This is a genomic window from Propionivibrio dicarboxylicus, from assembly GCF_900099695.1.
In the GTDB taxonomy this organism is placed as follows: Bacteria; Pseudomonadota; Gammaproteobacteria; order Burkholderiales; family Rhodocyclaceae; genus Propionivibrio; species Propionivibrio dicarboxylicus.
The window spans coordinates 165197-178757 of record NZ_FNCY01000003.1 but is presented as its reverse complement, the minus strand read 5'-3'; the positions used below and the strand labels follow the sequence as shown (position 1 = coordinate 178757).

At 62.8% G+C, this 13561-nt stretch carries 14 protein-coding genes; 7 read left to right on the top strand and 7 right to left on the bottom strand.

The features are described 5' to 3' along the window. Positions 1-3: 3 nt before the first annotated feature. Entirely contained in the window at positions 4-1164 is a 1161-nt protein-coding gene (locus tag BLR25_RS05865) for a response regulator (protein WP_091935169.1), read from the bottom strand. A gap of 195 nt (positions 1165-1359) precedes the next feature. After that, positions 1360-2019 carry an RluA family pseudouridine synthase gene (locus BLR25_RS05860; RefSeq protein WP_091935165.1) on the bottom strand — a complete coding sequence of 220 codons (660 nt, stop codon included), beginning with the start codon at positions 2017-2019 and terminating at the stop codon, positions 1360-1362. A 153-nt stretch (positions 2020-2172) separates the two neighbouring features. On the opposite strand from BLR25_RS05860, the gene BLR25_RS05855 reads away from it, so the two are divergent. After that, positions 2173-3108 (top strand): AEC family transporter, encoded by a 936-nt coding sequence (locus tag BLR25_RS05855; protein ID WP_091935162.1) that lies wholly within the window; start codon positions 2173-2175, stop codon positions 3106-3108. On the opposite strand, the gene folE is transcribed toward BLR25_RS05855, so the two are convergent. Beyond that, entirely contained in the window at positions 3109-3747 is a 639-nt protein-coding gene (gene folE / locus BLR25_RS05850; protein WP_091935158.1) for a GTP cyclohydrolase I FolE, read from the bottom strand. 273 nt (positions 3748-4020) lie between these two features. Between folE and BLR25_RS05845 the strand changes: the two genes are divergently transcribed. Together BLR25_RS05845 and BLR25_RS05840 are read left to right on the top strand one after the other, a co-directional pair. After that, positions 4021-5265 (top strand): nitronate monooxygenase, encoded by a 1245-nt coding sequence (locus tag BLR25_RS05845; RefSeq protein WP_091935155.1) that lies wholly within the window; start codon positions 4021-4023, stop codon positions 5263-5265. A 97-nt stretch (positions 5266-5362) separates the two neighbouring features. Beyond that, a complete protein-coding gene (locus BLR25_RS05840; RefSeq protein WP_091935150.1) occupies positions 5363-6214 on the top strand; it encodes a 23S rRNA (adenine(2030)-N(6))-methyltransferase RlmJ in 852 nt (283 codons plus the stop codon). Positions 6215-6231: 17 nt separating this feature from the next. Here the strand turns inward: BLR25_RS05840 and BLR25_RS05835 are convergent, their stop codons facing one another. The 4 genes from BLR25_RS05835 to BLR25_RS05820 all read right to left on the bottom strand — a co-directional run bounded on the left by BLR25_RS05835 (position 6232) and on the right by BLR25_RS05820 (position 9722). Further along, positions 6232-6609, bottom strand: coding sequence for a nucleotide pyrophosphohydrolase (locus BLR25_RS05835; protein WP_091935147.1), 378 nt, complete (start codon positions 6607-6609; stop codon positions 6232-6234). Continuing rightward, a complete protein-coding gene (locus BLR25_RS05830) occupies positions 6610-7593 on the bottom strand; it encodes an HpcH/HpaI aldolase/citrate lyase family protein (protein ID WP_091935144.1) in 984 nt (327 codons plus the stop codon). Positions 7594-7696: 103 nt separating this feature from the next. After that, positions 7697-8551, bottom strand: coding sequence for a tetratricopeptide repeat protein (locus tag BLR25_RS05825; protein WP_143009776.1), 855 nt, complete (start codon positions 8549-8551; stop codon positions 7697-7699). Positions 8552-8735: 184 nt separating this feature from the next. Further along, positions 8736-9722 (bottom strand): malate dehydrogenase, encoded by a 987-nt coding sequence (locus BLR25_RS05820; RefSeq protein ID WP_091935138.1) that lies wholly within the window; start codon positions 9720-9722, stop codon positions 8736-8738. A 321-nt stretch (positions 9723-10043) separates the two neighbouring features. Here BLR25_RS05820 and BLR25_RS05815 point away from each other — a divergent pair, with 321 nt between their 5' ends. The 4 genes from BLR25_RS05815 to BLR25_RS05800 all read left to right on the top strand — a co-directional run bounded on the left by BLR25_RS05815 (position 10044) and on the right by BLR25_RS05800 (position 13556). Further along, positions 10044-10301 carry an FAD assembly factor SdhE gene (locus BLR25_RS05815; protein ID WP_143009775.1) on the top strand — a complete coding sequence of 86 codons (258 nt, stop codon included), beginning with the start codon at positions 10044-10046 and terminating at the stop codon, positions 10299-10301. Between the two features lie 62 nt (positions 10302-10363). Then, positions 10364-11671, top strand: a complete 1308-nt coding sequence (gltA, locus tag BLR25_RS05810) for a citrate synthase (RefSeq protein ID WP_091935523.1) — start codon at positions 10364-10366, stop codon at positions 11669-11671. Between the two features lie 141 nt (positions 11672-11812). Further along, positions 11813-12238 carry a DUF4395 family protein gene (locus BLR25_RS05805; RefSeq protein ID WP_091935130.1) on the top strand — a complete coding sequence of 142 codons (426 nt, stop codon included), beginning with the start codon at positions 11813-11815 and terminating at the stop codon, positions 12236-12238. Between the two features lie 163 nt (positions 12239-12401). After that, the gene (locus tag BLR25_RS05800; protein ID WP_091935126.1) at positions 12402-13556 is read left to right on the top strand and encodes an iron-containing alcohol dehydrogenase; all 1155 of its coding nucleotides are present in this window, start codon (positions 12402-12404) and stop codon (positions 13554-13556) included. Positions 13557-13561: the final 5 nt, after the last annotated feature.

Below are 13561 nucleotides of genomic sequence, written 5' to 3'. Positions count from 1 at the left end.
GTCCTAGGCCGGTTGATCCGCGAGATGTTTGAGCTGCTCGGCCTTTCTGCTCAGGTCGTCGGCACTGTCGGCAAACCTCTCCGCAATGGTCTTGAATTCGTCAGTCAATACAGCGAAGGCATCGACCATGTCGGGGTCGAAATGCGTTCCGCGACCTTCGAGAATGATGCCGACAGCTTGTGCATGTGGCATGCCATCCTTGTAGATGCGACGGCTGATCAGCGCATCATAGACGTCGGCGACGGCCATCAGGCGCGCGCTGGTCGGGATGGCGTCGCCGGCGGCCCCCGTCGGATAGCCGCTGCCATCCCATTTTTCCTGATGATAATAGGCAATGTCCTTTGCATAGGTGAGGAATTCGACCTCCATGCCGAGACGCTTTTCGGCATGCTCGATCGCATCCTTGCCCAGTGTCGTGTGCGTTTTCATGATTTCGAACTCTTCGGGTTCGAAACGTCCCGGCTTGAGCAGGATTCGGTCCGGAATGCCGACCTTGCCGATGTCGTGGAGCGGCGCTGATTTGAACAGCATGTTGATGACCGGCGGCGTCAACGCGGCACGGAAGCGAGGGTGGTCCCGGAGATGTTCAGCCAGTGCCTTGACGTAGAACTGGGTACGGCGGATGTGGTTGCCGGTGTCGTTGTCGCGCGTTTCAGCCAGCGACGCCATGGCCAGGATGGTGACGTCCTGAATGGCGGAAACTTCTCGCGTGCGTTTGGCGACCTCGTTTTCGAGGAAGGCGCTCTTGTCGCGCAGGAAATCGGCGGTTGCCTTGATGTGCAGGTGGGTCTTGACCCGAGCCTCGAGAATCGGCGGGCTTATCGGTTTGGTGATGTAGTCGATTGCGCCGAGATCGAGGCCGTGCCTTTCATCCTCGGCGGCGCTCATTGCCGTCAGGAATATGACCGGTATGTCACGCGTCGCCGGGTCGGCCTTCAATGTCTTGCAGACATCATGGCCGCTCATGCCAGGCATGACGATGTCGAGCAGTATGAGATCCGGCGGTGCGTCGCCGTGGATGATTTTCAGCGCCTTCTCGCCGCTGTTGGCGATTTTGACGCGGTAATCTGCCTTGAGCAGTCCGGCGATCAGCGCCAGATTGTCAGCGGTGTCATCGACCGCCAATACCGTCGCTTTCTCGCATAAATCGAGCGTATCGACCATGGAGCCCCCCCCAGTTCGCATTCTTTTGTCTTATTGCCGCTGATCGTCTTTGCGTCGGCGGCTTTTATGTACTATTGACGATGCTATGGAGACTATAGTGCAAAAAATCCAGGTTGCCAGGAAAAGCGAACAAATTCCTGGAAAAGCGATTGTCCGTATGTCGCAAGACGATGGTCTTTTTGCGGAATGCCGGGGTCAGAAGGCGGGCGGGAAGTGGAAGACAAGCGGCTTGTTCGTCCGCGGATGGGCGAAGGCGAGCGATTCGGCATGCAGCAGCAGACGGTCGGCCTTGGCCCGGCCGACCGCGTCGGCATAGAGGGGGTCGCCCAGGATCGCGTGGCCGAGCGCCTGCATATGAACGCGCAACTGGTGGGTGCGGCCGGTTTCCGGAATCAGTTCGACGCGGCTGCTGTCGGTCTCGGCGTCATAGGCGAGGAGGCGATAGCGGGTGAGCGAGGGTTTGCCGTTCACCGGGTCGACGATGTGCAGCGGACGATTCGGCCAGTCGACGATGAGCGGCAGGTCGACGATGCCGGCGTCTTCGGCCGGTCGCCCGGAAACGACGGCGATATAGCGCTTGTCGACCAGGCGTTCCTGGAAAAGGATACTGAGCCGACGGTGCATGTCGGCGCCGCGCGCGAGGACGAGCAGGCCCGAGGTGTCGTAGTCGAGTCGATGGACGATCAAGGCGTCCGGGAATTCCGCCTGGACCCGCCGGATCAGGCAGTCCTGCTTGTCTTCACCCCGTCCCGGCACGGAGAGGACGCGGTGCGGCTTGGCCACGACGAGCAGCGCGCGGTCGGCGTGGATCAGGGTGAAGCCGGACGAGTCGGCGGAGAGCGGGGCGACGGACATGGCAAGTGCGGGGGCTTGAAAAACGCGTATTGTCGCGCGATTTTGCCGGGATTTCATGACGGACAGCGGAGATTTGGCTGATACACTACGATTTTCCCGAGCGCGGGGTTGTCCGTTCTTGCCTTGCTCCGCCGCGATTCTCCGGTTATTTCAATGAATATGCTGTTGCACCACGTGGCTTTGGCCGCGCCGTTGTTTGCCCTCGTTCTCGTCGGTTACGTCGTCATGCGCCTGACGCGTTGGCGCGCCGAGGTGGCGGAAAGCCTGACTTCCTTCGTCTTCGTCGTCGCCCTGCCAGCGATGATGTTCCGCCTGATGTGCGGCTTGTCGAAACTGCCGCCGGTCGATGCGCGTCTGCTGATCGCCTTCTTCGGCAGTTGCGTCATCGTTTTTGGCATCGGCCGCTTGGTCGGCTGGAAACTGTTCGGCCTCGACGGCGTGTCGCAGTCGGTGTTCGCGCTCGGCGGCGTCTTCTCCAACAACCTGATGCTTGGCTTGCCTTTGGCCAAGATCGTGCTCGGCGACGCCGCCGTGCCGTCGGTGGCGATGGTGCTGGTCTTCAATTCGCTGACGATGTGGACGATGGTCACCGTTTCGGTCGAATGGGCGCGCCACGGCAGCCTGTCGGTCCATGGCTTTGCGCGGACCGCGCGCAGCGTGCTGACCAATCCGCTGATCCTGGCGATCATTTTCGGCACCGGCATCGGTCTGACCGGCATTGAATTGCCCGAGGTCGTCGATATTCCGCTCGGCATGATCGCCCAGATCGCCACACCGCTGTCGCTGATCGCCCTCGGTATGGGGCTCGTGCAGTATGGCGTGCGCGGCGGCTGGAAACTCAGCGGCGCAATCACATTCATGAAGCTCATCGTGCAACCGCTGGTGGTCTGGGCGCTTGCCCGCCTGCTCGGCCTGCCGCCGATGGAAACGCGGGTGGTCGTGCTGCTCGGCTCGATCGCCCTCGGCGTCAATGTCTATCTCGTTGCCAAACAGTTCAAGGCCCTGGAAGGGCCGGTGGCGAGCAGCCTCGTCCTGTCGACGGTGATGGCAGCGCTGACGACGCCGCTGGTCCTGACCCTGAGCGGCTGATCAGCCGCAGGCGCGCAGGAATTCGTTGCGCCATTGCGGATCGCTCTCGAATTCGCCGGCAAAGGCCTGCGTCACGACGCGCTCGTCGCCGCGGCGGTCTTCGCCCAGCAGCAGGCAGAGCTGTTCCGCCTCGATCAGGCAGGCGGCGCCGCGCGCCTTGCCGTGCCGCATCAGCGCGTCGGCGATGTCGCGCGTCAGCCATTCCTGGTAGGTGAAGCGGTGTCCGATCGCGTCGACCATGCGGGCGATACGGCCGAAGCCGTGCAGGCGTCCGCCGGGCAGGTAGGCGACATGGGCGACGCCGCGGAACGGCACGAGGTGGTGCGGGCAGACGCCGTGGATGGCGATGCCGCGTACGACGACCATGTCGCGCCGCGGGTCTTCGAAGCCGTCGCCGAGTGCCTGCGCCGGATCGAGGTCGTAGCCGCCGAGCAGGCGCTTCTGCCAGAGCTCCCTGACGCGCACGGCGGTCCGGCCCATGTGTTCGGCATCGGGGGCGATGCCGCAGGCGGCGAGCAGGTCGCCGACCGCCCGTTCGAACGCGATCGCGTTGAAGGCCTGCTGGCGCGGTATGCCAAGCGTGGCTTCGTCGCCGCTTGTACGGGTTGGCGCGGTGTCGTGGTCGGTGCAGTCGGGCATGGTGGTTTCTCCGGGAAGCGTGCGCTGACTTCGACGATGATACACGCCGTCGGCATGGGGTCGCCAGCGTCGCCGAACGGCGGTCGGCGCCGTGCCGGCAGCCGGATTTTGATTGACGGATCAATGCGTTCCGATTATTGCGAACGGATTGTGGTTTGCCGTTGTCGAAAGCGATATTTTTCCGGCGGGTTCGCGAATGAGCGATAATATCGCCCCTGGCGGCCCCGCTGACGCAATCGCGTTGGGCGGGGGTTATGGTTTTTGAGGATATGAATAATGCGTGTTGATGATTTTCGGTTGATGTTCGGCAAGCAGGAGCTGGTTCCCATTGTCATAGGTGGGATGGGCGTCGATATCTCGACGGCTTCGCTTGCACTTGAAGCGGCGCGGCTTGGCGGCATCGGCCATCTTTCTGACGCGATGATCAAGACGGTGACCGACCGCCGTTTCAACACCAAGTATGTGCGTGACAAGATCTTGAAGTACAAGGCACAAGCGGCCAGTATGGACAAGTCGGAGGTCAAGTTCGACCTCGGTTACCTGACCGAGGCGACCAAGCTGCATGTCAGCAAGGCGATGGAAGCCAAGCGCGGTGCCGGGATGATCTTCGTCAACTGCATGGAAAAGCTGACGATGAACGCGCCGAAGGAAACCCTGCGTGTGCGCCTGCGCGCCGCGCTCGACGCCGGCATCGACGGCATCACGCTGGCGGCCGGCCTGCATCTCGGCTCCTTCCAGCTGATCGAGGATCACCCGCGTTTTCGTCATGCCTTCCTTGGCGTTATCGTTTCGTCGCTGCGCGCGCTGCAACTTTTCCTGCGCAAGACGGCAAGCTGCAACCGTCTGCCTGACTACGTCGTCGTCGAAGGACCGCTCGCCGGCGGCCACCTCGGCTTCGGCATGGATTGGGCGAAATACGACCTGGCGACGATCGTTGCCGAGATCAAGGCGTGGATGACGGCCCAGAAGATCAATATCCCGCTGATCCCGGCCGGCGGCATTTTCACCGGCAGCGATGCGGTCAATTTCCTCCAGAACGGCGCCTCGGCCGTGCAGGTGGCGACGCGCTTCACGATCTCGAAGGAATGCGGGCTGCCCGAGGACGTCAAGCAGGAATACTTCCGCGCCAACGAGGGTGACATCGAGGTCAACCAGATTTCGCCGACCGGTTATCCGATGCGCATGCTCAAGAGCAGCCCGGCGATCGGCAGTGGCTTGCGTCCCAACTGCGAGGCCTACGGCTATCTGCTCGACGGCAACGGCCGCTGTGCCTACATCGATGCCTACAACCGCGAGGCAGCGGCCAATCCCGGTGTCGCGCGCGTGACCGTCACCGACAAGACCTGTCTGTGCACGCAGATGCGCAATTTTGATCTGTGGACCTGCGGGCATTACACCTATCGCCTCAAGGACACCACGCGCCAGCTCGAAGATGGTACCTACCTGCTGCCTTCGGCCGAACATATCTTCAAGGACTATCAGTTCAGCACCGACAACAAGATTGTCGTGCCAGCCTGATCGTATGTGACACGGCGCCAGGTGGGCGGTTGCGGCCGTTGCCTGGCGCCTTTCATTTCCGGCGTCGCCGCCCTTCATCTCTTCCGGTCCTTCGTCCATGCTCAGCTATCGCCACGCCTTCCATGCCGGCAATCATGCCGATGTGCTCAAGCATCTCGTTCTCGTCCAGTTGACGCAGTACCTCGGTCAGAAGGAAAAACCGTTCTGGGTGGTCGACACCCACGCCGGCGCTGGCGCTTATGCACTCGATTCGGCCCAGGCCGGGAAATTGCAGGAATATCGCGACGGTGTCGCCCGGCTTTGGGAACGCAAGGATCTGCCGCCGGCGCTTGCCGAGTACCTGGCTTTCGTGCGGAGGATGAATCCGACCGGCGGGCTCAAGGCGTATCCCGGCTCGCCGTTCTTCGCCTTATGGACGTTGCGAGAACAGGATCGCCTGCGCCTGTTCGAACTGCATAGCAAGGACGCGCGCCTGCTCGCCGGCAATTTCGAGTCGGCGGGAAAACAGGTGATCGTCGCGCCCGCCGACGGTTTTGCCGGGCTCAAGGCCGTGCTGCCGCCACCGACGCGGCGCGGGCTGGTCCTGATCGATCCGTCCTACGAGGAAAAGCAGGATTATGATCGCGTCATCCGTGCGCTCAAGGATGCGCTCGAACGTTTTTCCGGTGGCGTCTATGCGCTGTGGTATCCGCAACTGACACGCATTGAGTCGCATGAATTGCCGGCGCGCCTGAAGCGCGTCTCGGACAAGTGGCTGCACGTCGCGCTGCGCGTGCGCACGCCGGCCAAGGATGGCTTTGGCATGCACGGCAGCGGCATGTTCGTCATCAATCCGCCGTGGACGCTGCACGAGACGCTGGCCGAGGTGATGCCTTATCTCGTCTCGGTGCTTGGCACCGACGCAGGTGCCGGCTATGTGCTCGAGCGCTCGGAAGACGCCGGCAAGTGAGCGTTTTGCGGGGCTGATCAGGCGCGGTTAGGTGTGTCCGGATCGCTGAGTTCGGTATATTTGCGGCTGCTCCCCCAGGCTTTGTCGACCGGGTATTTTTCCGCGTTCTTCCCGAGTTTTTCGCGTGCCGCCGTGGCGAGATCGATGCCGGCGGTATCGGCGATCAGCAGCAGGTAAAGCAGCACGTCGGCGCATTCGTCGGCGAGCGCTTCGCGCCGCGCCGGTTCGTCGAGCAGGGCGAGCATTTCGGCATCGTTCTTCCACTGCGTCAGTTCCAGCATTTCAGACGCTTCGAGGTTGAGCGAGACGATCAGGTTGCGCAGCGTGTGGAACTGCGCCCAGTTCCGCTCGTCGCGGAACCGGCGCAGGGCCTCGGTCAGTTCGGCGAGCGGCATCTAGGCGAAGAAACGCTGTTTCGCTTCGGCCGGCAGGGTCATGCCGGTCGCATCGGCGCGAGCGAGCAGTTCCCAGTAATAGCGGTACGAGGCGCGGTCGTGCAGCAGGCCTTCGTGCGAGATCGGGCCCCAGTCGCTGTCCTGTGCCTTGAGCAGGATCGCCGTCCCCAATTCGACCTCGGAGAAGTCCGGGCGCATCGCCTCGACGATCGGCATGATCTGGTTCGGGTGGATGCTCCACATGCGCAGGAAGCCGAATTCGTTGCGCGCGCGGCGGGCGTCGTGGCGGATGACGTCGAGATCCTTGAGTTCGGTGGTGACGTTGTGGGTCGGTACGACGCCGTTGGCCAATGCCGCCGTGCTGATTTCGCACTTGGCGCGGGTGACGAGCGGGTGTTCGAACTGACCGGGGCTCTTCATCGCCGAGCCGGGAATGGCGCCGTGGTGGCCGGAAACGAAGTCCATCAGGCCGAAGTCGAGCGATTCGACGCCAGGCAGTGCGGCGATCTCCCAGACGTCATGGAGCGCGCCGAAGGTCTCGATGAGTACATGCACCGGGATTTCGCGCTGCAGACCGGCTTTCTTCTCGACGTCGCGCAGGTAGGCGATCTGCGTGCGGATGTCCTCGACGCCGCGCGGTTTCGGCACGGTGACGAAGGGCAGTCGGCTGCCGGCGGCCGGGATCAGGATGTCGAGGTCTTCGCGCCAGTGATCATGCGTGAAATCGTGAATGCGTGCGGCGACGCGCCCGAAGCGGTTGTCGGTACTCATGATGATGCCGGCGCACATCTCGGCGTGTTCGCGTTCGGCACCGGCGCGGGCGCCGTCCTCGCAATCGCAGGTGATGTCGAAGACCGGGCCGAGTTCATTCTGCAACTGCAGCGCCTTTTTCATCAGCTTTTCCGAGCCGGCGTAATGATCGACGGCGGGCAGGATCGGGAAGGGCTTTTCGCCGGGGAAAAGGACGGTGCTGGGATGGCGCATGGCAGGTCTCCGTAATACGAAATAAGTCTTGGGGTGTTTTTTAATTGATCAAGTATGGCCGAAAAAAAGCCGCAGCGGGGCTGCGGCTTTCCGAAAAACAAGGCTAATTCCAGTCGCTGTCGCCGCTGCTGCCGCCGTCGTCCCAGGAGGCGGTGTCGCTGATGCCAAAATCATCGCCGCCCATGTCGAAGGCGCTGGAGTCTGTGTTGACGCGATCGTCGCCGAATCCGCTCGGGCCGAGGTCGGAGAAGCCGGAGGACGAATTCCGGTGACCGTCGAGTACGCGATGCATCAGCGCTTCGCCGGCGGCAACGCCGGCACCGACGGCGACGCCGGTGGCGAGGCCGCCGAGCATCTGCGATCCGAACCCGGGCGCGCTGGCGGCCGGCGCGGCGTTGCCGTAGGCGGGGGTGCCCGCGGTGCCATAGGGGGCCGGCGTCGGGGCGGGGTAGACGGTGCCGGTGCGGGCGCTGGCGCCGTAGTCGTTCGGTGCGGTCGCGTTACGGCGGGTCATGAAGCGTGCCGCCCAGGCGATGAAGGCGACGAGACCAAGGCCGCCGGCGAGCAGACCCCAGGGGATTCCCGCCGCCGCCGACGGAGCGCCGGCCAGCGGTGAGGCGGCGTGGGCGGTGGGCGTACGGTGCACGGCATTTTTCAGTCCGGAGACCGACTCGGGGCTGGCGAAAGGCAAGCCCGGCGCGAGTTTTTCGGCGGTCGCGAGTTCATCCGCGGCCTGCTTCAGTTCGCCCTGGCGGGCCAGCAGTTCGGCATTGACGTAGTGGGCCTTGCCGCTGTTGGGGTGAGCGGCAAGCACCTCGCGCATCATGGCGCGGGCGTCGTCGACGCGCCCGTTGTTGGCCGTCTGATAGACCTCGTGCAGCGTCGGTTCGGCAGCGAATGCCGGCAGGCCCAGGCTGACGGTGGCGAGCAGCAGCAGGGCAAGCATGAATCTTTTCATCGGATCCTCCTGATGTTGGGTGGACGCGCCCGACGGGCGATTCCTGACAGGCAAGATAGGGAGGCTGCCCGTCGGCTTCAAGTGTGGTTGTGCAATGCTTGGTAACAGTCTGTGCCGGCTCGCGCACAGCGTGGACAAAAAAAGCCGCAGGCGGACCTGCGGCTTTTGCGCGTGAGCCGGTCGATCAGAGCATCGACTTGACGGCGTCGGCTTCTTCCTGAAGTTCCTTCAGCGTCTTGGCGATCTTCTCTTGCGAGTAGGCATCGATTTCAAGACCCTGGATGATCTTGTACGAGCCGTTCTTGCACTCGCACGGGAAGCCGAAGATGATGCCTTCAGGAACGCCGTAGGAACCGTCGCTGGGAACGCCCATCGTGACCCAGTCTTCCGTGCCGAGCACCCAGTCGCGCACGTGGCAGATCGCCGCGTTGGCGGCAGAGGCTGCCGAGGACAGGCCGCGCGCTTCGATGATCGCGGCGCCGCGCTTGGCGACAGTCGGCAGGAAGACGTCGTTGTTCCAGGCGGCGTCGTTGATCAGCGCCTTGACGCTGTCGCCGTTCGACGTGGCGTTGCGATAGTCGGTGTACATCGTCGGGCTGTGGTTGCCCCAGACGGCCATCTTGCGCAGGCTGGAGACCGGACGGCCGATCTTGGCGGCAGCCATCGACAGGGCACGGTTGTGGTCGAGGCGCAGCATGCCGTGGTAGTTGGCCGGGTTGGTGCGGCCGACCTTCATCGCCGACTTGCGGGCAATGTAGGCGTTGGTGTTGGCCGGGTTGCCGACGACCAGCACCTTGACGTCTTCCTTGGCGTTTTCAGCGATCGACTTGCCTTGCACGGTGAAGATGGCGCCGTTGGCCGAGAGCAGTTCGGCACGTTCCATGCCCGGGCCGCGCGGACGCGCACCGACGAGCATGCAGATGTCGGCGTCCTTGAAGGCGACGTCGGGGTTATCGGTGGCGAATACGCCGGCGAGCAGCGGGAAGGCGCAGTCGTCGAGTTCCATGATGACGCCCTGGCAGGCCTTCTGGGCTTGCGGCAGATCGAGCAGCTGAAGAATGACCGGCTGGTCTTTGCCGAGCATTTCGCCCGAGGCAATGCGGAACAGCAGCGCGTAACCGATTTGGCCGGCGGCGCCGGTGACAGCAACACGTACAGGTGCTTTTGACATCTTACGACTCCTCTCACATTGAAAAAACAAGACAATTCGATTCGATCAATTTAAATTTGTTTGCGCGCTATTCTAACCTCATGCCGTCGAAAATCGGCAGGGTTCCGTCAAAAATGACAGGTCTTGCGGGTTTAATGCCGGCGCGCCTTGTCAGGCGCCCGGCGGATAAATTGTGGAGAACCGTTGACTCGTTTTTCGGAACGTTCTGGTAATGTCGACCCCCGGCAACACACCCCTTTGGGCTCGGGCTTGAACTTTCACAATCGGTCCGAGTCGAAACTGGCGTCTGCGGATGCCGGAATACTCAGCAAGGAGACGGCTTTGACGACGGATGAAACGGCCTACAACCGGTTGCGCTGGATCTGCAACCAGCGTTCGATGCGGGAAATGGATGTTGTGCTTGGCGGCTTTCTCGAGCGGCGGTTTCACGAACTGTCGCCCGAACAGGCAGAGGCATTCACCCGGCTCGCCGAGATGGAGGACATCGATTTGTGGCCGCTCGTCTCCGGGCGCAAGAACTGCGACGATCCGGCGCTGGCGGCGATGCTGGTCATGCTGCGCGATGTCCGGGTCAAGTGAGTCGAGACGGCAGGTGATGGGCGAATTTCTAGGGATAACAGGTTTTTCACTGGGAGCGAATGATGACAGAAGGGCGTAAGGTGTTGCTGACGATCGACGGCAAGGAGCCGGTCGAATTTCCGATCATGAGTCCGGTACACGGCAACGACTGTGTCGATGTGCGGTCTTTGACGGCCAAAACCGGTCTGTTCACCTATGACGCCGGATTCCTATCGACGGCGTCGTGCAAATCGAAGATCACGTTCATCGACGGCGACAAGGGCGAACTTCTGTATCGCGGCTATCCGATCGAGGAACTCGCCGAACACTGCAACTTCCTGGATGTCGCCTACCTGCTCAAGCATGGCGATCTGCCGACCTCCGAACAGAAGATCGATTTCGTCAAGATCATCAAGCGGCATACGATGATCCACGAGCAGATGGCCAAGTTCTATCAGGGTTTCCGCCGTGACGCGCACCCGATGGCGGTCATGGTCGGTGTCGTCGGCGCCCTGTCGGCGTTCTATCACGAAGCCGAGGAAGGCTTCCTGGATCCGAAGGCGCGCAACGTCAACTTCAACCGCATCGTCGCCAAGATGCCGACGATCGTCGCGCTCGCCTACCGCTACTCGCGCGGCAAGCCCTTCATGTATCCGCGCAACGACCTCGGCTATACCGCCAACTTCATGCATATGATGTTCGGCACGCCCTGTGAGGAATACGTACCGAATCCGGTGATCGTGCATGCGCTCGACACGATTTTCACGCTGCATGCCGATCACGAGCAGAACGCCTCGACCTCGACGGTGCGGCTGGCCGGCTCGTCCGGCGCCAATCCGTATGCCTGTATTTCCGCCGGTATCGGCTGTCTGTGGGGGCCGGCGCACGGCGGTGCCAACGAGGCCTGCCTGAAGATGCTGGCCGAGATCGGCGACGTGTCGCGCGTGCCCGAGTACATCAAGCGCGCCAAGGACAAGAACGATTCGTTCAAGCTCATGGGCTTCGGCCACCGGGTCTACAAGAACTTCGACCCGCGCGCCAAGATCATGCGCAAGATCTGCGACGACGTCCTGCGCGAACTCGGCCTCGAAAACGATCCGCTCTTCAAGCTGGCCAAGGAACTCGAACGGATCGCGCTCGAGGACGACTACTTTGTCGAGAAGAAACTGTATCCGAACGTCGATTTCTACTCGGGTATCGTGCAGAAGGCGATCGGCATCCCGACCGAGATGTTCACCTGTATCTTCGCGCTGGCCCGGACGGTCGGCTGGATGGTGCAGTGGGAAGAAATGGTGATGGACCCCGAATACAAGATCGGACGTCCTCGCCAGGTTTATGTCGGCGAGCCCCGGCGCGGCGTGCCGCCGACCCGCCGTCCCGAGGCCGACTGACGCGCATGACCGCCGTCGGGCAATGCGCCCGGCGGGATAGGGAACGAAGAAGGAGCGTTGGGTTTGGCCCGCGCTCCTTTCTTATTGACAATATATTAGAATACGGTAATATTGTGGTGTATTGATTTTCTGGAGTGTTCCATGCTGCGTTTTGATATTGCCCCGGTCGATTCGAATGCCTATCGCGGCGTCGCCACGCTGAGTTTTATCGTTGCCGCGCTGTATCTGTTTTCGCCCTATCCGTGGGTGGCGCTGGTGCTGGCGTTGGGCGGTTTTCTCCGCGGCTTCGTGTCGCCGCACCGTTGCCCGTCGTACAAGCTGTTCGAGCGGATCAGCGCGCGCCTCGGCAAGACCAAGAAAGTGAATGCCGGCTCCAAGATGTTCGCCGACAAGATCGCCGCGATTGCCGGAACCGCGATGGTCGTGACCGCCGCGATGGGATCGGATGTCGGCGCCATTCCGGCGACCGCAATCCTGATTTTTGCCTTCCTCGACGCAACGACCGGCTTCTGCGCCGCCTGCTGGGCGTATGCAGCCTGGTATCGGCTGCGCGCCGCGCGCGCCTGACCCCCTTTCATTGGCAGTTTCGCCGGATGCGGGATGACGCCGCGCCGGCGATTTTTTTTGCGCGGGCGATCGGCGGCGGCGCGTCGTGCAGCATGATGACCCGAGCATGCGTAGAATCGAGGTTTCAGCCTCATTTTCCGATCTGAAGACCAAGGAGCGAAACATGCAGAATTTCGATTTCTTCAATCCGACGCGCATCGTGTTCGGCGCCGGCCGTACCGGCGAGCTGGATGGCCTGATCCCGGCCGAGGCGCGGGTGCTGGTGCTGTTCGGCGGCGGCAGCGTCCGCCAGAACGGGACGCTCGACGAGGTCAAGGCGGCGCTGGGCGCCCGCCATGTCGTCGAGTTTGGCGGCATCGAGCCGAATCCGACCTTCGAGACGCTGATGCGCGCCGTTGCCGTCATCGCCGTCGAGAAGCTCGATTTCCTGCTCGCCGTCGGCGGCGGTTCGGTGCTCGACGGCACCAAGTTCGTTGCCGCGGCGGCCTGCTTCGACGGCAATCCGCGCGACATCCTCGCCAAGTTTGGCCGCAACGTGGAGCAGGCGCTGCCGATCGGCACCGTGCTGACGCTGCCGGCGACCGGCTCCGAGATGAACAATGGCGGCGTCATCACGATCAAGGCCGAGGGCGCCAAGCTGCCGTTCTCGAGTCCGGCGGTATTCCCGCGCTTCTCGCTGCTCGATCCGACGCGGACCAATTCGCTACCCGAGCGCCAGCTCGCCAACGGCGTCGTCGATGCCTATGTGCACGTCATGGAGCAGTACCTGACCACCTGTGCCGGCGCGCACGTCCAGGATCGCTTTTCCGAGGGACTGTTGCTGACGCTGATCGAGCACGGGCCGGCGGCGGTGAAGAGCAGCGATTACCAGGCGCGCGCCAACCTGATGTGGACGGCGACGCTGGCGCTCAACGGCCTGATCGGCGCCGGGGTTGCGCAGGACTGGTCGACGCACATGATCGGTCACGAGTTGACCGTCAAGTTCGACATCGATCACGCGCGCACGCTGGCCGTCGTCCTGCCGGCGATGATGCAGGTGCGGCGCGAGGCCAAGCGCGACAAGCTGCTGCAATATGCGGATCGCGTGTGGGGAGTGACGGCCGGGAGCGATGACGAGCGCATCGACGCGGCAATCGCCCGGACGCGCGCCTTCTTCGAGAGTCTCGGCCTGCCGACGCGCCTGTCGGCCTACGGGATCGGCGCCGACGCGATTCCGGCGATCGTCGCCCAACTCGAAGCGCATGGCATGGTCAAGCTCGGCGAATCGCGCGAAGTGACGCCGACGGTGAGCCGGCAGGTGCTCGAAGCCGCGCTCTGAGGCCG